The sequence below is a fragment of the Ruegeria sp. genome (genome assembly GCF_028066395.1).
GTDB lineage: Bacteria > Pseudomonadota > Alphaproteobacteria > Rhodobacterales > Rhodobacteraceae > Ruegeria.
Map to the genome: position 1 here is coordinate 12327 of NZ_JALCBM010000005.1, position 17436 is coordinate 29762.

Below are 17436 nucleotides of genomic sequence, written 5' to 3' on the forward strand. Positions count from 1 at the left end.
GTTATTGGTCCATTGCTGTTACTAACCTGAACAGGCTGATCTGTCTGGACCATCGCATCGGCGGGCGGGTTCACGACAGGATTCTTTCCACCACCCGGCGACCGAAATCGTGGGTTGGCCCCTCCCAGTGTGGGCTGAGGCGACCGCCGTCATAGGCAGGCGACAGGCGGCCTTGCTGCAGCAGTTCCAGCATGCCCAGATCCTCGCGGTTCAGGTCGTCCCACATTTGCATCAGTTCGGTGCGGGCTTCGGCGTAGGTGTCCGAGGTTGCGGCGTCGCCGATCAGGAACACATGAAGCTCTTCGCGGGTCTTGTCGGGGGCCACCGGGTAGCTCACCAGCACGGTGAACTGATCCGGGAAAACCTCGGCGGCGAAATGCGGGAAACACAGGAACCAGAGGCCGCGTTTGGCGTCGGCGTCCGACAGGCCCGGGTAATGCGGCAGCCTGTCGCCGCGGCCTTCGCCCAGTTCCGGGAAGATGTAGTCGTTGTAGAACACATGCCGATCCCATTCGCCCGACCAGCGCACGTTCATCGGTGCGAATTTCAGCAGCTTCGGGTGGACGGCAAAGACGTGGTAGCCCTCCATGTAATTCTCATAGACCAGCTTCCAGTTGGCATTGACCTCGAATTCCAGCTTGCCAGCCCAGCGGATGGACGAGAAGTCATAGCCAGGCGTGCGCTCCAACATGGGTGCCAGCCAATCCAGCAGCGGCTCGGCATCGCCCGAGACATTGACGAAGATGCAGCCGTTCCATACCTCGCAGCGGGCCTCAACCAGATCCAGCTTGTCGCCGCCGCCATCCTTGAACGTGTCGGTGATGTCCGGCCCGCTGAAATGCGGCCGGGCCCGCAGCTTGCCGTTCAGCCCGTAAACCCAGGCGTGATAGGGGCAGGTGAGCGTCCTTTTCTGGCAAGGTTCCGTCACCAGCTTGGCACCGCGGTGGCGGCAGACATTGTGCAGGGCGCGGATCTGCCCATCCTGATCACGCAGGATGATCAGGGGGGCACCGCCGATTTCCAGCGGTTTCATGTCCCCGGGTTCCGGCAGTTCGTCTGCGGCCCCCGCAAACACCCACGAGCGGCGGAAGCAGTGTTCCTTTTCCAGCTCAAGCCAGTCGCCCGACCAATAGGCGGCATTGGGCAACCCGCTGGCTTCTTCGATCGGGGCAAAGGTCTGGGCAAACCCGTCCTCACCCAGCAGGTCCTTGACCTTCTGCAAGACAGGGCTGTCTGGGAACGTATCGTCCATAGATTGCTCCTTTGAGAAAAATCTTGCCGTCTGATGAAAAATTTGCACAGTAAATTTTCATGAAGGTCAAGAAAAATTCGGAAACAAGTAAGACAGATCCGCTGCAGCAACTGGGCGAGGACCTGCGGGCGCTGCGCAAGGCACAAGGGTTGACGCTGGCGGATCTGGCAGAGGCCAGCGGACGCTCGGTGTCGTTCCTGTCGAAGATCGAGCGCGGCCAGGCGCGCCCCTCGGTCACCGCGTTGGGAGAGATTGCCGAAGCGCTGGGGGTGCCGGTGGGCTGGTTCTTTGAAACCGACGGCCCGGCCCCGGCAGAGGAGCGGCCTTACATCGTGCGGGCGGACCGGCGCCGCAAGCTGACCTATTCGGGGCTATCGGGAACGGCCTATATGGGGTTCGAGGATCACCTGCTGTCCGCCAGTCTGGACAGCGATCTGGCGATGGGCATTTCCACCTATGCGCCCGGCGGCAGCACTGGCGATGACCTGTACACGCATCAGGGCGAAGAGGCCGGGATGGTGCTGAAGGGCGAGATCGAACTGACATTGGACGGCGAGGTTTTTCATCTGAAAACCGGGGACAGCTTCAGTTTTTCCGCTGATATTCCCCATCGTTACCACAATCCCGGCGAGGTGGAGGCGCAGATTGTCTGGGCCAATACGCCGGTCTCTCTGAAAAGGTAGGACATGGCTGAGCACGCGCGCGTGGTGGTGATCGGCGGCGGCAATATGGGCGCGGGCGTGCTGTATCACCTTGCCCATATGGGCTGGACCGACTGTATCCTTCTGGAGAAGGCGGAATTGACCAGCGGCGCCACCTGGCATGCGGCGGGACTGGTCAGCCGGATGATAGGCGGTCAGGCGCTGGGGTCGATCCATGACTATGGTGTGGACCTTTATAAACGGATCGAGGCGGAAACCGAGGTCGGCGTCAGTTGGCACAATTGCGGTTCGCTGCGGGTGGCGACCAGCCCCGACCACATGGACTGGATCAACCACATTCGCGACGCGGTGCTGGCGCGCGGACAGGAGGCGCATGTTATCGACGCGGCAGAGGTCGCCCGGTTGAACCCTCTGTACGATGTCGCGGCAGCGGGCGTGCTGGGCGCGGTCTACACCCCGGATGACGGCCATGTGGACCCGTCGGGCACCTGTCAGGCGCTGGCCAAGGGCGCGCGGCAATTGGGGGCCAAAGTGCGCCGCAATTGCCGGGTTCTGGCGACGCGGCAGCTGCGGTCCGGCGAGTGGGAGGTCACCACCGAACAGGGCGTTATCATTGCCCAACATGTGGTGAACGCGGCGGGCTATCACGCCCGGCAAGTCGGGCAGATGGCAGGGCTGGATCTGCCCATAACCACCATGCTGCATCATTACGTGGTAACCGATGCGGTGCCCGAGTTCGAAGCGATGGTGCATGAGATCCCGGTCACCCGTGACGATTATTTCTGCGGTTACGTGCGGCGTGAACAGGGCTCGGCGCTGATCGGGCTTTACGACAAGCAGGACCCGCAAGCCGTCTGGCTGGACGGCTGCCCCTGGGACAGCGCAAATGAGCTGTTCGAGCCGAATTGGGACGGCATCACCCCTTGGCTGGAGAATTGTTTCGAGCGGATGCCCGCGCTTATGAACCGCGGCATCAAGCGGGTGGTGAATGGCGGGATTACCTATACGCCCGACGGTGCCATGCTGCTGGGGCCCGCCCCGGGGCTGACCAATTACTGGCTGGCCTGCGGCGCGACCGTCGGTATTGCCTGGGGGCCGGGCGCGGGTCGGGCCCTGGCCGAGTGGATGGTCGAGGGCAGCGCCAACATCTCCACCCGCGCCTTTGATCCGCGCCGGTTTGGCATCTGGGCAGATGCCAATTTTGCCCGCAGACGCGCAACCGAGGATTACACTCTGCGTCAGGCCATGCCCTATCCGCAGCATCAGCGGCAAAGCTGCCGAAATGTGAAACGATCCGGTGCCCATGAACGCACGGTCGCTCTTGGAGCCCTGTTTGAAGAGGCGGGTGGCTGGGAACGCCCGCGCCTGTTTGGCGATGAACCCATGGGCTGGCGGCGGACCTCTGCCTTTGACCAGACAGCGGCGGAATGCGCAGCGGTACGGCAGCGGGTTGGGCTGGCCGATCTTTCGGCCTTTGCCAAGTTCTGGATCGAAGGCCCCGGGGCCGAGGCTTGGCTGAACGCGGTCTGCGCCAATCGGATGCCGCAGGAAGGGCGCACCTGCCTGACGCTGCTGCTCAATCGCAAGGGCACCATCGAAGGCGAAGCCACCATCGCCCGCACCGGCCCCGAGCGTTTCTATTTTGTCACCGGTGCCCCGTCAGAGAGGCGGGTTTGGGATTGGCTGACCCTGCACTGCGGCGTGCCGATGGACGACGTAACGATCGTGAATGCCACCGATGAAACTGGCATTCTTTGTATCGCGGGGCCGCAGGCACGGGACGTTCTGGCGGCCTGCACCGATGACGACATCTCAAATGACAGCCTGCGCTGGCTAGGGTGCAAACCACTGACCGTGGCAGGCATCCCGCTGCTGGCGATGCGGCTGAGCTTTACCGGCGAACTGGCCTATGAACTGCACGCACCGAACGGCCAGCTTGGAACGCTGTGGGACATATTATGGCAGGCAGGTCAGACCTATGGCATTGGCGCTTTTGGGACCAAGGCGCTCGACAGTTTGCGGCTGGAGAAATTCTATCGTGGCGGCCATGAACTGGCCAATGACGCCAGCCATAAGGATGTGTGCCAGGACCGCTTCGCTGCCCCGGACAAGGATTTCCTTGGCCGCGCGGCGATGCTGGCGCGTCAGCCGCGCGGCCGTATTGCCCTGCTGGCGCTGGACGGGGAAGAAACCGACGCGCTGATGGGCGAGGCGGTGTTCCACGACGGCAGGCTTGTCGGCTCCATCACGTCGGCGGCTTACGGGCACAGCGTTGGAACGTCTTTGGCCATCGCCTTCCTGAAAGAGAGCGCTCGGGCGCCCGGCACCGCCCTTACCGTGTCCTTGCTGGGCAAACAGGTTGCAGCTACCGTTTTGCCGGACGCGCCCTGGGACCCCGGGAACGCACGTCTGAAGGTTTGACCATGTCTCAAGCGAAGGAGCGGAGATTGGAATTGAAGGCTTTGACAGGGCAGTTCGGGGTAGAGCTGATTGGCTACGATCTGTCCAAGGTGAACGAAGAGAACTTCGCGGACCTGCGGACGCTGTTCGACACCCATTCGGCGCTGCTGATCCGGGGTCAGGATTTGAGTGACGAGGTGCATATTCGGCTGGCCCGGCTGTTCGGCCCGATCGAGGATCGCTATGCCGATGAACGCAAACCTGGCGAGGCTTTCACGGTGCCTCAGGTGTCCAACGTCAAGGAAGACGGTGGCGTGACCGAGGAAAGCGATCTGCATATGCTGCACCTCAAGGCCAACTTCCTCTGGCACAGCGACAGCACCTTTTTGCCCACGCCTGCGCTGGTCAACATCATCACCGCGCGCATTTTGCCGTCTGAGGGTGGCGCGACCCAGCTTGCCTCGACCAGGGCGGCCTGGGCTGCGATGCCAGATGACCTGAAAGCCCGGATTAGGGGCCGCGGCATCTGGCACCGTTACAGCCATTCCCGCAAGAAGATCTCGGAAGAGCTGTCCCGCCTGCCGATGTTCAACAAGTGGCCGGACCAGCATTGGAGCTCGGTCTGGACCAACCCGGCGAACGGGTTGGAGGCGCTTTATCTTGCCAGCCACGCCTATCTGGTGGACGGCCACAGTGAGGAGGAAAGCGAAGCCCTGCTTGCCGAGCTCACCGCCTTTTGCACCCAACCGCGTTTCGTCTATTCGCACAACTGGCGGGTTGGCGACGTTCTGCTTTGGGACCAGCGGGCGGTCATGCATCGCGGAACGCCGTGGCCCTATGATCAGCCCCGCCAGCTATCCAGCATCTGCTGCAGCGCGCAGGACAGCGACGGGCTGCCATCGCTCAGAATGTCGCCTGCTTCCTGACTGGGGCTGCCCTGCGTGCATCATGCGAGATCACCGTGACGTAGAGAGGTGTTTGTCAAAAAGCTCTGTCAGCAACTGCATACTGGTGCAGGCACTGGGGTGCACCGGCTTCGGGCGTCAGAGCATGTATGCCAGCGTTTTATGCGAGGGGTGCAGAGGTTACTTATCCACTATCTTTTTGCAGATCCGAATAATCTCATCTGCTTCGCGTTGGGTTAGTCCGATCTGGGAAAAGACTTCAGACGATATCCCGCAGCTCTTGATCCAGATACTGCGCCCGGCTTCGGTCAGGGTCACGATCTTTTGGCGCTCATTGCCGTCTTGCACGTCCCGCCGCAGTAGTTCTTTTTCCTCCAGGCGCCTCAAAATCGGCGTCATCGTCGCACCTGAAACGTCCAGACGCCTGGCCAGATGCGAAATCGAAACGCCGTCTTCTTCGGACAGCGCCATCAGGACAAGATACTGGGTATAGGTAAGCCCCTGCGCTTTCAGGAGTGTTTGGTAATGCTGCTCGATCTTGTGTGAAGCGGCATAAACGGCAAAGCACAGTTGATTGTCCAACCGGACATCCTGAGAGTTCTTCGGGTTTTTGGTTTTGGGCAAGGTCACGCCTTCCTTCAGCAGGATCACTCTATCGTTAGCACCAAAGGTTTCACTTGCAAATAATAAGGTGCCTAAGCATTAGGTAGGTAACAATCTTGATCAGAGGAGAAGTCAATGATTAGACCCAGCCTGATGGCTCTATGTTTCTCAGTTGCGGCGTTTCCGGTGGTTGCCGAAGATGATTTCGACTTTGAAAGCGGCTTTGAAACTTTCGAGAAGCTATTTGGTGTGACCGAGGGCAAGCGCCGGAATCACACCAAGGGGTTCTGCGTCGAAGGAACGCTGACGCCTTTGGATGCGGCAATCAAGGACTACTCCAACAGCCCATTGTTCACCGGAACATCGTCTGTAATCGCGCGGGTCTCTCACAAGGGTGGCAAGGCCAATCCCGCAGATGACACATACGATCTGTTGGGGCTGTCGATGCAGATAACGACACCCGATGACGATCTGCATGTGATCGCAATGAATACCGAACATTTCTTTCCCGTGTCGACCAGCGGCGCCTTCATCGAGTTGTTGCAGGCCAAAGTGGCAGGCGGGGATGCAACAAAAGCCTTTGCTGCGGCCAACCCATCGTTGAAGAAATACAGCGAATATCATGGATCGTTGGACAAAACGCTGCGCCCCTATGAGGGAACCAAGTATTTCAGCGTGAATTCCTTCCATCTGGTGAATGAGGCCGGAGAAGAAACGCCGATACGCTTTGATTTTCGTCCGTCCGGCGAAGAGGGCATCGTTGTCGAAACCCACCCGGATTTCTTTCTTGAGAACATGCAAGCCAATATCGCCAATGGTGGCGTGTCCTGGGATATGGTGATCACGCTTGCAAACCCCGACGACGTGATCGACGACCCGTCCATTCAGTGGACAGGGGAGCACACGGAAATCGTTGCCGCCCGTTTCACCGCTGAGGCGGCGATGACCGAAGCGGATGGGCAATGCGATGAGATCAACTTTGATCCGCTGGTTCTGAGTGAAGGCTTTGCCCCTTCGAACGATCCAATGCTTGAGGCACGTTCGCTGATTTACGCGCACGGGGTCGGGCAGCGGTTGTCCGAAAAGGAATAACGGGTCACGGTGAACCTGCTCGCCGGGCAGGCTTCCAAAGATATCCACTGCGCGCAAGTGTTTCATTGTTTCTCTGCACTTGCGCGCGTCAAACCAGTCGATCATCTGCCATAGATGGTCGCTGAAACACGGGTAGCCTTTGAAGCGCCAAGATGTGCTTCCGTCGATGTGTTTTGGCAGACCGGAGCCACATTCAGACTGCGACTCCCAAATCCAAACCGGGTTGACGGAACACGATCGGGTAACGGTTAGCCCGTCCCCGCCTCGGCGTATCTATCCAGAAAGGCGATCATCTTTCGGGCGACCTCCTCCCCTGCTTCCAGCATGATGGAGTGTTTGAGTTCCGGCAGAATGACCAGTTCCGAGTTGGGCAGCGCACCCGAGATCTGGCGATTGAGGCGTGGGTTGCAGCCTCCGTCATTTTCGCCGGTCAACACCAGCGATGGGACTGTGACCTCGTGCAGCCAGGGGGCCATCTCGGTACCGGCATAGATCCGGAATACGTTCAGAAACACCTCCTCTGGCGTGTCGATCACCTGTTTCAGACGGCGATCGACGATGGCACGGTTTTCGGTGATGAAGCGATCCGTATACCAGCGGTCAACCAGCGTCGGCAGCACCTGTTCGACGCCCTTCTCCTGCATCATCTGGACCACCGCCCAGACCTTTCGGCTGTCTTCCTCGGTCCGGAAGGCGGCTGTCGACAGCAAGCCAAGCGACAGAACACGGTCGGGATAGGCCCGCGCATAGCTGGGTCCGATCATACCGCCCAGCGAGTGACCGGCGAAATGCGCTTTTTCGATGCCGGTGCGGACCCGGACCCGTTCCAGATCTGCCACCAGTTCCTCTAGCCCGAAGGGGCCATCGGGTTGTGGTGACGTCCCGTGGCCGCGAAGGTCATAGCTGATCACGGTAAAATGCTGCGTCAGGACAGGTAGTCCAAAACGCCAGGTGTCCCGAGCTGCGCCGATGCCGTGGATCAGGAACAGCGGTGGCCCGCTTCCCTCAATCGAATAGTCGCAGTCCACAGCCGTTGCCGTCATCCGACCTTGCCTTCCAGCTTGTCTGCAACCAGAACCCCGCCTGATCCCCAGTCTTCCGCATCGATTTCAGTTATCACAACATGCAGCCCCTCGGGTTTGCCGCCCGCCGTGCGCACGAAGGCATCGGTCAGTTCGCTGACCAGGGCGCGTTTCTGTTCGCGCGTCCGGCCGGGGAACATCTCTACTCGAATGATTGGCATTATACCTCCCTCATACAGTTATTCTTTGATCTATTGTGCCGCGATCTGACCGGCGGGGCGGCCGGTGAAATGTGGCATTACTTCCTCGGCGAAGCATTGGATGCATTCCAGCGTCTCGGCTTGTGGAACGCCGAAATTCACGTTCAGGATCACCCGGTCAATCCCCAGATCGGCATAAGGACCCAGCTTGTCGATCATTTGCTGCGGTGTGCAGATCAGCAGGTTCTCATCCAGTTGCGCCCGCGTCTGCGCGCGCGGCAAGACCCGCGCCATACCTGCATCAAGCAATCCCGGGCCGGTGAAGACGTTATCGAAGCGGCTGTAATAATGTTCGGCCAGATCAAGCTTGCGCTGACGGTCCGCTTCCGATGTGGCGATGTGCCCGACACGCGAAAGCGACAGGGTCAGCGGTGCGCCCGTCCCGTCCATTTCATCCTTGGCACGGTTGAAGGCGCCGACCTGATCCAACAGCAATTGCTTGTTCCCGGCCAGTGGTGTGGTCTGGATGTGGAAGCCGCGTTTGGCACTGTGATAGATGCCCTCGGGGTTCATCACCGCCATCATCATCTGCGGCCCGCCCGGGCGCACGGGGCGCGGCATGATCGTGATCGGATCGAACGTGTAATAAGTGCCGTTCCAGGAAACCTCCTCGTCGTGCAGCAGCGCCTGCAGGACATCCAGCGACTCGTCAAAGCGCGCGCGGGTTTCTTCCATCGGCACGCCCAGACGTTCCATTTCGACCTTAAACGCGCCACGCCCGACGCCAAGCAGCAGGCGGCCTTCGGTAAAGATGTCGGCGACGACGACCTCTCCTGCAAAGGTGCGCATGTCATGCAGCGGCAGGACGACGATCGATGTCATGATCTTGACCGCTTTGGTATGGGCCGCGATCTTGACGGCGAATGTCAGGGGGGCGGGCATCATCAGGACATTCATCAGGTGATGTTCCGTGATCGAGACGGCATCAAACCCCAACCGATCCGCCAGCACCGCCTGTTCCAGCATGTCGGCATACACCCGGTCGCCGCCATAGGATTTGTCGGGGTAGTCTGCCGACAATTGAATACTGAACTCCATGACGCGCTCCTGGTGTTAAGCCCCGTTTATCAGGTGACGTTGGACCAAAAGCTTGATCTTTGATAGTGAATTTAACTGGCCTATTGGTTCGGTATTTTCGATTTAGAGAGAACCCATGAACATCATCGCTGTGCAGACATTTCTTGCGGTTGTCGAATGCGGGAACCTCAACAAGGCGGCAGACCGGCTGAACGTCACGCAATCCACCGTGTCTGCGCGGCTTGATGCGCTGGACGCGGCCCTTGGGCAGCCACTGCTGGTTCGTTCGCGGCGGGGTGCCCAACTCACCCGGGCGGGCTTTGCCTTTCGCGCCCATGCCGAGACGATCGTGCGCAGCTGGGATCAGGCCCGCAGCGCCGTAGGATTGCCCACCGGATTTTCGGCATTGTTCAGCTTCGCCTGCGAGGTCGATCTATGGCCAAGCGCCGGAAGGCTCTGGTTTGATGCGGCCCGCCGGGCGCATCCTGAAATTGCCTTCGAGGCGTGGCCGGCATCGCAGGATGAAATCAAAGCCTGGCTGGCCAGCGGACTGACTGACGCTGCACTGACCACCGAGCCTTTTGCCGGGCCCGACCTAACATCAACCGAGCTGATCGTTGAACGCCTGATTCAGGTGTCCTCATGCCCCCGGACTGCTCAGGACTGGCATCCCGACTATATTTATGTGGACCATGGCGCAAAGTTCAGGCGCCAGCACTCAGAGACATGGTCAAACGAGCAAACCGCAAGCGTGGCCTATGCCTGTGGTGCGTGGGCTCTGGATCACCTTCTGACCGAGGGCGGTTCGGCCTATCTTCCATGGCCTGTATGCAAACCCCATCTGGAGTCCGGGCGCCTTCATCGGGTCGACGGCTCACCGGAGTTTACCCGTGCGATCTACAGGATTGTCAGGACCTCAAGCCAAACGGCGTTCCCTTGGGTATGCGATATGAAGCCGTAGCTGGTGTGAGGGTAGGGGCGTCGGGCTGTGATCAGACAAGCGTGCTGCAAAACCGTGTCTGCTCAGCGTTCACCGGAAGAATGGCACGACTACGTCAATGATCCACCGCTGCCTGACGCATTCATGGATCGGGTTCGAAGTCGCGTGCAACTTCTGCAGCTGACGGGAAGGTCGATGCGTTGAGCAAGGTGTGCGCAGACAGCACAATTTGCTGTAGGCCCACTCTGACACTATGAAAAATACGTCAAAACATGGGATTTGAACGCTTGGCTGATTTTTGCTTGGCCACTGTCTGCCCGGGCGGCCAGGACGATGTTGAGTGGTCGGAGTGGGGTACGCAATCGCAGGGCCTTCACGGAACCACCGTCATAGGTGACAGAGTTCGGGGGCGACATGATCAGAAATGTAAAACCAAATCCTGCGGCAACCGCGCTGCGTACTGTTTCCAGAGAACTCGACGCATAAGAAATTTCAGGGCTGAGCGCAGCCTCGGCCAGCAATTCTTCGAAATAGGCCCGGCTGCCGGCGCCGTCAAACATGACATACGGAAGCCCGGCCAGATCGGAAAGTTCGATAGTGTCCTGTTCGGCCAGAGGATGATCGACGGAAACAATGACCTGGGGCTGCAGAGCGGCCAGTTCAATGACTTCCAACTCGTCCAAAGACCCTCCACGATCATAGGTCAAAGCCAGATCAATCTCGCCATTCCGCACGGCCGCACCCAGCGCTGCGAGGCCCATTTCGCTTGGCCGGACAATGGCGCCGGGGACGACATTTCGGAAACCGCTGATGAGTGTCGGCAGAAAAAATGGCGCAAGTGTCCAGAACGCGCCGATACGGATTTCCCCCGCAGCTTCGACAGCAAGCGCCTTTGCTTCGTTGCTGACGCGGTCGGCCTGAGCCTCAAGGCGGATCACATGGTCCAGAAACAGCCGACCTTGGATGGTCAGGGTTAGTCCGCGGGCATGGTGGCGTTCAAACAGCACCAATCCCGTGACATCTTCCAGCTTGTCGATGGCTTGCGCGACAGAGGGCTGAGAGATGCTGAGCATTCTGGCGGCCTGTGCGATTCCACCATGTTCGGCAACGGCCCGGAAGTAAGTGCATTGGCGAAGGGTAAAACGAACCATATTTTGCCTTCCTTTTAGAGAATTTATTTAAGTTTTTATATTTTTAAAAAATGCGCAAGCTGATGTTCATCCGAAATGGGCAGGCAACGCTGGGCCGTCATTCGGTGCCACCACTTTATACGGGAGCTACCTATGTCCTTAGATCAGGCCGTTTCAGAATTGTTGGATGTCGCCAATCGCCCGATGGAAGATGCCCGCGCGATGCCGCCATCGGTCTATACCAGTCAGGATTTCCTGAGCCGCGAGCTTGAAAGTGTCTTTGGCAAGGACTGGGTTTGCGTTGGTCGCTCCAGCCGTCTCGCCAACACCGGTGACTATATGTCCTTTGAACTTGCCGGTCAGCCGATTGTTGTCTTGCGTAACAACTCGGGCGAGCTGCACGCCTATTCCAATGTCTGTCTGCACCGCATGTCCACCATTGTGGAAGGTGAAGGGAACGCCCGGGTTCTGGTGTGCCCCTATCACGCATGGACCTATGATCTGGGCGGCAATCTGCGCGGAGCGCCGTTCATGAATGAAACCACGGGCTTTTGCAAAGAAAACTACAAGCTGCCGCAAGTTCGTTGCGAAGAATGGCTTGGATGGGTCTACGTGTCCCTCAATCAGGACATCGAAAGCGTTTCGTCCCAGCTGGCTGAGTTGGAAGCTATGGTGTCCCACTACAAGATGGAAAACTATGTCGAGTGTTTCCGCGAAACCCATGTGTGGGATACCAACTGGAAGGTGCTGGCCGAGAATTTCATGGAAAGCTATCACTTGCCGGTCTGCCACGCGGGCACGGTGGGTGGACATTCCAAGCTTGAAGAGATGGATTGCCCGCCTGGGCTAAAGTATTTCAATTATCACTGGATCACAAAGGAAGCGTCACTGGCGATGGGCAATGCCCATCCTGACAATACCCACCTGGAAGGGGACTGGCGTAAAACCACGGCATTGGTCACCATCTATCCAAGTCATCTGATCACGCTGACGCCGGGTTATTTTTGGTATCTCTCCCTGCATCCCAAAAGCACGGGTCAGGTCTCGATTATTTATGGCGGCGGCTTGTCCCCCGAGTTCATGGCGGACCCCAAGGCTGACGAATACATTGCGACCCTGAAGAAACTTCTTGATGATGTGAATCTTGAGGATCGCGATTGCACCGAAAAAGTCTTCAGGGGCCTGAACGCGGACGCCGCCCGCCCTGGCCACCTGTCTTATCTTGAACGTCCGATTTATGACTTCATGCAGTATCTGGCCGAAAGAACAGCCGGATTTGACCGGGTTTTCGAACAAAAGGCGGCAGAGTGAAATGCAGCTCATCAAAAAACAGCACCTCGCCGAGATGAGCGATACGCTGCACCGGGTTGCCTCTCTGCCAGAGGCAGAGGCGCAATGCCTTCCGGGCTGGTTTTATACGGACCCTGAATACTTCGACTACGAAGTGAGAACATTTCTGTCCAAAGAATGGCATTGCCTTGGTCGTGAGGATGAGATCCCCGAGGCAGGTGATTATTACACGACCCGGTTATTTGACGAACCGATGCTGGTCGTGCGCGGAGATGACGGCGGGATTCGCGTGCTGTCCAATGTGTGCCGCCACCGCGGCATGCCGATTGCCGAAGGCACCGGTTCCACTCGCCGTTTCGTCTGCAGCTACCACGCGTGGAGCTATGCCCGAAACGGGTCGTTGATCAACGCCCCGCGCATGCGTGACAAAGGCGTAACCAAAGACAATTGTTCCCTGCCCGAGTTCCGCAGCGAAGTCTGGAATGGGTTCATATATGTCAATCTCGACGACGATGCCGCCCCGCTTTCGTCGCGTCTGGCCAAGCTTGAGGCTCTGCTTGGCCCCTACGAGACGGGTCAAATGCGCCATGTTCAAACGTTCGAAGAAGATTGGCAGACGAATTGGAAATGTCTCGTCGAGAATTTCATGGAGGCCTATCACCTCTCGGTCGTGCATCCCGAGACGCTGCATCCCTATACGCCAACGGGCCTAAGCCGCAAATCGATGTCCGATGACAATTTCACCGCATACTGTGCCAATTATCCGAAAGAGGCAGTGTCGCGTGGTGTTGGTGCGCCAGGTCTGAGCGATGATGAACGCCGCCGTTCGACATTGTTCAATCTCTTTCCCTCTCAAGTCGCGAGTCAGGCCGCGACATTGCTGGTGTCCCTTTCCATCCAACCCTTGGCCGTAGATCGCATCCGGGTGCGCTGGACCATGTCGACCTATGGTGATGAACTCACCCGTGACGAACTGGAACAACGCATTGCACTTTGGCATGAAGTAAATCGCGAAGATCGCGAAAAACTGGAAAAGATGCAGTTGGCCCTAAGCTCTCGCCATGCACCGTCCGGCCATCTTGCGCCGCGCGACTACGAAGGGACGATCTGGGATTTCTATCGCTATCTTTCGCGAAAACTGTCTGCGTGTTGCTGAATGTATTTCCCGCGTTCTCAAGGTTCTTGATATGGCGTGACAGGTTGGATTGCGATGTCTCCAGCTTGTCAGCTACTGCGCTGATCGATCCTAGAGTCGTGACCGCACGAAACGCAGCAGGATTTCCTGAACGGCCCCGAAAGTTTTACCGCCGACATGGATCAGGAGCATCGGCTCATTAAGCGACGTATTCGGCACAGGTGCGGGTTCAAATCGTTCAGATCCGCTTCGGCTACTCTGGACGAAATTGAGGTCGCCAACATGATCCGTAAGCGGCAGTTCTTCAGCACTACGACGTCTGGCTTTCGGCTATTTGCCGAGATCGCGGGATAGGTGCGTCCAGTAAGTCACTGTCTCTGGTTGTTCCAAAAGTTTGCAACACGTCCATCAAAACAGCCCATCATACGCATGCTCGTCAATCACCGCGGCAATGACCGTGAAAGTATCGGCGGACATGGCCTGTGACAGAGCCTCACCCAATTCCTGTCGATTGGTCACGGTATGACCCTCGCCACCCAAGGCGCGGCCGATGGCGGCAAAGTCATGTCGGCCAAAATCCACGCCATTGCGTGCCATTTGCCGGGACCTTTGCTTAAGCTCGATCAGCGACAGGCAGGCATCTACGAAAATGACAAAGATCGGGTTGCCGCCAAGCTCTTTTGCGGTCGAAAGCTCACCCATCACCATCAAAGCGCCGGCATCCCCTGAAAAGCCCACCACCTGACGGTCGGGCGAGGCCAGCTTTTCGCCGATTGCCATCGGAATGGCGCAACCCATCGTGCAAAGCGCGGTGGACTGGATAAGACCCCGGGGTTCGTGGCAGTCCCATTGTTGCGACAGCAGGATGCGATGCGCGCCGGAATCCGCAGTGGCTAGCGCCGTATCGGGCAGGGCCCGGCGTACCTCGTCAATGACTGCTGCAGGGCCCCATTCTGTATCCCGGGGAAAGGCCTCGGCCAGCGCAGTTTGCGCCTTGGCGATTTCATCATTGCTCCAGGTCGTTTGCGGGATCGTGCCTTCAGCCAGTGCCTTCAGCGTTTCGCCCGTATGGGCCACGACATTCAATGCCGCCTGATGCATGTAATGCGTATTGGGCTCGGCCGTGATGTCGATGACATTCACCTGCGAAGGATCCCAGATTTCCTGCCAGCCAATCCGCATTTCAATCGGGTCATATCCGGCACAGATAATCAGGTCCGCTGACTGGATGAAGGGCAACAGGATGCCATCGGCCTTAGGCGACAGACCGCCGCCACCAAGGCAGAGCGGATGGGTCTCGGGCACGATGCCCTTGGCCTTGTATGTGGTGACAAACGGCACGTTGAAGGTTTCGCAGAACCGTCGGATGTCTTCGCCCGCCTCATCTGCGATAGCGTCCAGCCCAATCACCATGACGGGCCGTCGGGCCTGTGCCAGCCAGCCCCGGGCGGTATCGAGGTCAGGTCCGGATGGGGCGGTCCGGCTGGCCGAAGGACGCCGCCGGATCGGCAGCGTGACTTTTTCGTCGGCGACCGAGATCGGTACGTCGATCAGAACCGGTCCGGCCCGCCCGTCGGTCGCGATGGATACGGCCTTGTCCGCGATCACATCCGCAGCCTTGGCGTTCAACCGGAAAGTGGCCTTGGTCACCTCGGCAAAGGCGTTCTGATGGTTCATGACCTGATGGGTGTACATCTGGGCCTCATCCTCATCGATGCAGCCGGTCAGGACAATCATCGGCACCCGATCCTGAAAGGCGTTTGCCACGACGTTGTAGCCGTTCACCACACCCGGACCGACCGTGCCGACCAGAATGGCGGGGGCCCCGGTGCGATGCATGACACCTTCGGCCATGAAACCGGCATTGTTTTCGTGTTTGCACAGAATGAAACGGATGCCCGCCTTTTCCAGCGCATCCACAATGGTCAGAACTTCGCCGCCGGGCATGCCAAAGGCAAATCGGCAACCGGCTTCATACAGGCGTTTTGCAATGAAATCGGCGGCACGCATCGTTTGCAGTTCAGGCATCGTGTTCCCTCGGGTGTGATGTCGGAGCCACCCTGCCGGTGCCGACCAACGCATTTACCGGGCGAACTTGCCGTGCAGTTAATTTCAATACAATCAATTAAGATAGTATTTTAATTTCAAACATTTTGAATGAATGGCATCGCCGCATTCATGCTGTTTCAGCCCGACTGTTGCAGACACGAACGGGCAAGGGTGTGCATCGGCGCGCGCCATATGTCGCTGAGCGGGTCCGAACGGCTGACCAGAGAAATGGTCCGGAAGAACGGTTTGGGCGGGCAGGAAAATGATCTGATATTGCCGCCGCCATACCTGCGCGCCTCTTCTTTCGGCAACAGCGAATATCCCAGACCATCACGCACGCAGTTCACGATGGCTTCGATATTGTCCAGATAGATGGATTGCTTTGGCGTGACCTCAAGATCGGTACAGAACTTGGCAATCAGCCTGCCGATACCTGAATTCGGCCGAAAATGGAAAAACGGCAAATTGCGGGCCAGCTCTTCGTGATCGAGGTCATTGCAATTCAGCGGTGAAATCAAAACCATTTCTTCGTCATACAGGCCATCGCAGACCAACCCGGCGGTTGCTTCGGGAATTTCGGTCACGATTGCCGCATCCAAGCTGCCCGCGCGCACATCCTGACACAAAATCTCGGACAGCCCGGTTTCGAAGGAAAATCTGGCCAGGGGGGCTTGTGACGCGGCGCTGCGCAGAAAGGCCGACAGAGAGCGGGCGGCCATGGATGTCACCACGCCGATATGGAACTGTCCGCTCAGCGTATCGTTTTCCGAACAGTAGGACCGCAGGCGGGCTTCGGCCTCGACCACGGTTTTGGCCTCAAGGGCCACCTTTTCGCCAACGGGGGTCAGCTTTGGCGGACGAAAGCTTCGGTCAAACAGGGGGGCACCCAGATCATCCTCCAGGGTTTTCATCTGCATGCTCAGGGCCGACAGGGTCATGTTGCGGGACTGCGCCGCGGTCGAAAACGAACCAAAGCGATGCACGGCAAGAAGTGTTTCCAGATAGGTCGTTCTCATCTTCAGAAATCCTGTATTTAAGCGCTAGTTTAATTCGATTGACCTTGAAGGTTCAAGCGCAGAACATTCACGTAACGGATTTTCTGGATGAGGCTGAGATGTTGGACCAAACGCACGGCGGCAATCATTATCAATTGGTTGCCCGGGACCTGGCGACGCAATTCGCGCCGCGCGCTGCAGACTGGGACCAGCGCCGGGAATATTGTTGGCAGAACGTCAGGGATCTGACCGATGCGGGGCTGATGGGGATGACGATCCCCGAGCGCTTCGGCGGACAGGGGGCCTCGTTCTACGATACGGTCCTTGTGGTCGAGGAACTGGCCCGCGCCTGTACTCTGAGCGCCCGCATTGTGGTCGAAGCGAACATGGGCGGGATCAGCGCGGTCATGGCTTATGGCACTGACGAACAACGGGCTTTCGCCGCGCCTCTGGTGCTGTCGGGCGACAAACCCGCGATCTGTATCAGCGAGCCTGACGCGGGCAGCGCAGCGACCGAAATGAAGACGACTGCCCGGCGTTGCGGGGATACGTATGTTCTGAACGGGTCCAAACACTGGATCACAGGTGGTGGCGTGTCCAAGCTTTATGTCATTTTTGCCCGTGTGATCGGCGAGGATGGAACCGACGAGGGCATCACCGGGTTCATCGTCCACTATGATCCGG

At 58.5% G+C, this 17436-nt stretch carries 17 protein-coding genes; 9 read left to right on the forward strand and 8 right to left on the reverse strand.

Going from position 1 to position 17436, the window contains the following annotated elements:
* Positions 1–70: 70 nt before the first annotated feature.
* Positions 71–1252, reverse strand: coding sequence for an aromatic ring-hydroxylating dioxygenase subunit alpha (locus tag MPJ51_RS02790; RefSeq protein WP_298381490.1), 1182 nt, complete (start codon positions 1250–1252; stop codon positions 71–73).
* A gap of 59 nt (positions 1253–1311) precedes the next feature.
* Between MPJ51_RS02790 and MPJ51_RS02795 the strand changes: the two genes are divergently transcribed.
* Genes MPJ51_RS02795 through MPJ51_RS02805 form a run of 3 tightly spaced genes read left to right on the forward strand, consistent with a single transcriptional unit; the run spans position 1312 to position 5240 of the window.
* Positions 1312–1935, forward strand: a complete 624-nt coding sequence (locus MPJ51_RS02795) for a cupin domain-containing protein (RefSeq protein ID WP_298381492.1) — start codon at positions 1312–1314, stop codon at positions 1933–1935.
* Positions 1936–1938: 3 nt separating this feature from the next.
* Positions 1939–4335 carry an FAD-dependent oxidoreductase gene (locus MPJ51_RS02800; RefSeq protein ID WP_298381494.1) on the forward strand — a complete coding sequence of 799 codons (2397 nt, stop codon included), beginning with the start codon at positions 1939–1941 and terminating at the stop codon, positions 4333–4335.
* Positions 4336–4367: 32 nt separating this feature from the next.
* Entirely contained in the window at positions 4368–5240 is an 873-nt protein-coding gene (locus MPJ51_RS02805) for a TauD/TfdA family dioxygenase (RefSeq protein ID WP_298381496.1), read from the forward strand.
* A gap of 159 nt (positions 5241–5399) precedes the next feature.
* Here MPJ51_RS02805 and MPJ51_RS02810 read toward each other — a convergent pair whose 3' ends face one another.
* Entirely contained in the window at positions 5400–5870 is a 471-nt protein-coding gene (locus MPJ51_RS02810; RefSeq protein WP_298381498.1) for a MarR family transcriptional regulator, read from the reverse strand.
* An 87-nt stretch (positions 5871–5957) separates the two neighbouring features.
* Here MPJ51_RS02810 and MPJ51_RS02815 point away from each other — a divergent pair, with 87 nt between their 5' ends.
* Positions 5958–6914, forward strand: coding sequence for a catalase (locus MPJ51_RS02815; protein ID WP_298381500.1), 957 nt, complete (start codon positions 5958–5960; stop codon positions 6912–6914).
* 248 nt (positions 6915–7162) lie between these two features.
* Here the strand turns inward: MPJ51_RS02815 and MPJ51_RS02820 are convergent, their stop codons facing one another.
* From MPJ51_RS02820 to MPJ51_RS02830, 3 genes are read right to left on the reverse strand one after another with little or no spacing between them, the layout of a single operon-like run.
* Positions 7163–7957 carry an alpha/beta hydrolase gene (locus MPJ51_RS02820; protein WP_298381502.1) on the reverse strand — a complete coding sequence of 265 codons (795 nt, stop codon included), beginning with the start codon at positions 7955–7957 and terminating at the stop codon, positions 7163–7165.
* A complete protein-coding gene (locus MPJ51_RS02825) occupies positions 7954–8157 on the reverse strand; it encodes a 2-hydroxymuconate tautomerase (protein WP_298381504.1) in 204 nt (67 codons plus the stop codon). The genes MPJ51_RS02820 and MPJ51_RS02825 overlap by 4 nt, the downstream gene beginning before the upstream one ends.
* Before the next feature lie 30 nt (positions 8158–8187).
* On the reverse strand, positions 8188–9234 hold the full coding sequence (locus MPJ51_RS02830; RefSeq protein WP_298381506.1) for an LLM class flavin-dependent oxidoreductase: 1047 nt from the start codon (positions 9232–9234) through the stop codon (positions 8188–8190).
* Positions 9235–9349: 115 nt separating this feature from the next.
* Here MPJ51_RS02830 and MPJ51_RS02835 point away from each other — a divergent pair, with 115 nt between their 5' ends.
* The gene (locus tag MPJ51_RS02835; protein ID WP_298381508.1) at positions 9350–10174 is read left to right on the forward strand and encodes a LysR family transcriptional regulator; all 825 of its coding nucleotides are present in this window, start codon (positions 9350–9352) and stop codon (positions 10172–10174) included.
* A gap of 230 nt (positions 10175–10404) precedes the next feature.
* Here the strand turns inward: MPJ51_RS02835 and MPJ51_RS02840 are convergent, their stop codons facing one another.
* Positions 10405–11304: a LysR substrate-binding domain-containing protein gene (locus MPJ51_RS02840; RefSeq protein ID WP_298381510.1), complete on the reverse strand. Its 900-nt coding sequence runs from the start codon at positions 11302–11304 to the stop codon at positions 10405–10407.
* Between the two features lie 132 nt (positions 11305–11436).
* Between MPJ51_RS02840 and MPJ51_RS02845 the strand changes: the two genes are divergently transcribed.
* The 3 genes from MPJ51_RS02845 to MPJ51_RS02855 all read left to right on the forward strand — a co-directional run bounded on the left by MPJ51_RS02845 (position 11437) and on the right by MPJ51_RS02855 (position 14062).
* Complete coding sequence (locus MPJ51_RS02845; RefSeq protein ID WP_298381512.1) at positions 11437–12594, forward strand: SRPBCC family protein; 1158 nt, start codon at positions 11437–11439, stop codon at positions 12592–12594.
* Between the two features lies 1 nt (position 12595).
* Entirely contained in the window at positions 12596–13729 is a 1134-nt protein-coding gene (locus MPJ51_RS02850) for an aromatic ring-hydroxylating dioxygenase subunit alpha (RefSeq protein WP_298381514.1), read from the forward strand.
* Between the two features lie 156 nt (positions 13730–13885).
* Complete coding sequence (locus MPJ51_RS02855) at positions 13886–14062, forward strand: DDE-type integrase/transposase/recombinase (RefSeq protein WP_298381516.1); 177 nt, start codon at positions 13886–13888, stop codon at positions 14060–14062.
* 54 nt (positions 14063–14116) lie between these two features.
* Here the strand turns inward: MPJ51_RS02855 and MPJ51_RS02860 are convergent, their stop codons facing one another.
* Together MPJ51_RS02860 and MPJ51_RS02865 are read right to left on the reverse strand one after the other, a co-directional pair.
* A complete protein-coding gene (locus tag MPJ51_RS02860; protein ID WP_298381517.1) occupies positions 14117–15736 on the reverse strand; it encodes a thiamine pyrophosphate-binding protein in 1620 nt (539 codons plus the stop codon).
* A 158-nt stretch (positions 15737–15894) separates the two neighbouring features.
* The gene (locus MPJ51_RS02865; protein WP_298381518.1) at positions 15895–16773 is read right to left on the reverse strand and encodes a LysR family transcriptional regulator; all 879 of its coding nucleotides are present in this window, start codon (positions 16771–16773) and stop codon (positions 15895–15897) included.
* A 98-nt stretch (positions 16774–16871) separates the two neighbouring features.
* Between MPJ51_RS02865 and MPJ51_RS02870 the strand changes: the two genes are divergently transcribed.
* The coding region (locus tag MPJ51_RS02870) for an acyl-CoA dehydrogenase family protein (protein WP_298381519.1) at positions 16872–17436 on the forward strand (565 nt) is incomplete at its 3' end.

Excerpts from the sequence above, each read along its gene's own strand:
- MPJ51_RS02835 (WP_298381508.1), top strand. The coding sequence starts at position 9,350 with ATGAACATCATCGCTGTGCAGACATTTCTTGCGGTTGTCGAATGCGGG.
- MPJ51_RS02840 (WP_298381510.1), bottom strand. The coding sequence starts at position 11,304 with ATGGTTCGTTTTACCCTTCGCCAATGCACTTACTTCCGGGCCGTTGCC.
- MPJ51_RS02790 (WP_298381490.1), bottom strand. The coding sequence starts at position 1,252 with ATGGACGATACGTTCCCAGACAGCCCTGTCTTGCAGAAGGTCAAGGAC.
- MPJ51_RS02825 (WP_298381504.1), bottom strand. The coding sequence starts at position 8,157 with ATGCCAATCATTCGAGTAGAGATGTTCCCCGGCCGGACGCGCGAACAG.
- MPJ51_RS02820 (WP_298381502.1), bottom strand. The coding sequence starts at position 7,957 with ATGACGGCAACGGCTGTGGACTGCGACTATTCGATTGAGGGAAGCGGG.
- MPJ51_RS02830 (WP_298381506.1), bottom strand. The coding sequence starts at position 9,234 with ATGGAGTTCAGTATTCAATTGTCGGCAGACTACCCCGACAAATCCTAT.
- MPJ51_RS02845 (WP_298381512.1), top strand. The coding sequence starts at position 11,437 with ATGTCCTTAGATCAGGCCGTTTCAGAATTGTTGGATGTCGCCAATCGC.
- MPJ51_RS02795 (WP_298381492.1), top strand. The coding sequence starts at position 1,312 with ATGAAGGTCAAGAAAAATTCGGAAACAAGTAAGACAGATCCGCTGCAG.
- MPJ51_RS02850 (WP_298381514.1), top strand. The coding sequence starts at position 12,596 with ATGCAGCTCATCAAAAAACAGCACCTCGCCGAGATGAGCGATACGCTG.
- MPJ51_RS02860 (WP_298381517.1), bottom strand. The coding sequence starts at position 15,736 with ATGCCTGAACTGCAAACGATGCGTGCCGCCGATTTCATTGCAAAACGC.
- MPJ51_RS02855 (WP_298381516.1), top strand. The coding sequence starts at position 13,886 with ATGGATCAGGAGCATCGGCTCATTAAGCGACGTATTCGGCACAGGTGC.
- MPJ51_RS02815 (WP_298381500.1), top strand. The coding sequence starts at position 5,958 with ATGATTAGACCCAGCCTGATGGCTCTATGTTTCTCAGTTGCGGCGTTT.
- MPJ51_RS02865 (WP_298381518.1), bottom strand. The coding sequence starts at position 16,773 with ATGAGAACGACCTATCTGGAAACACTTCTTGCCGTGCATCGCTTTGGT.
- MPJ51_RS02800 (WP_298381494.1), top strand. The coding sequence starts at position 1,939 with ATGGCTGAGCACGCGCGCGTGGTGGTGATCGGCGGCGGCAATATGGGC.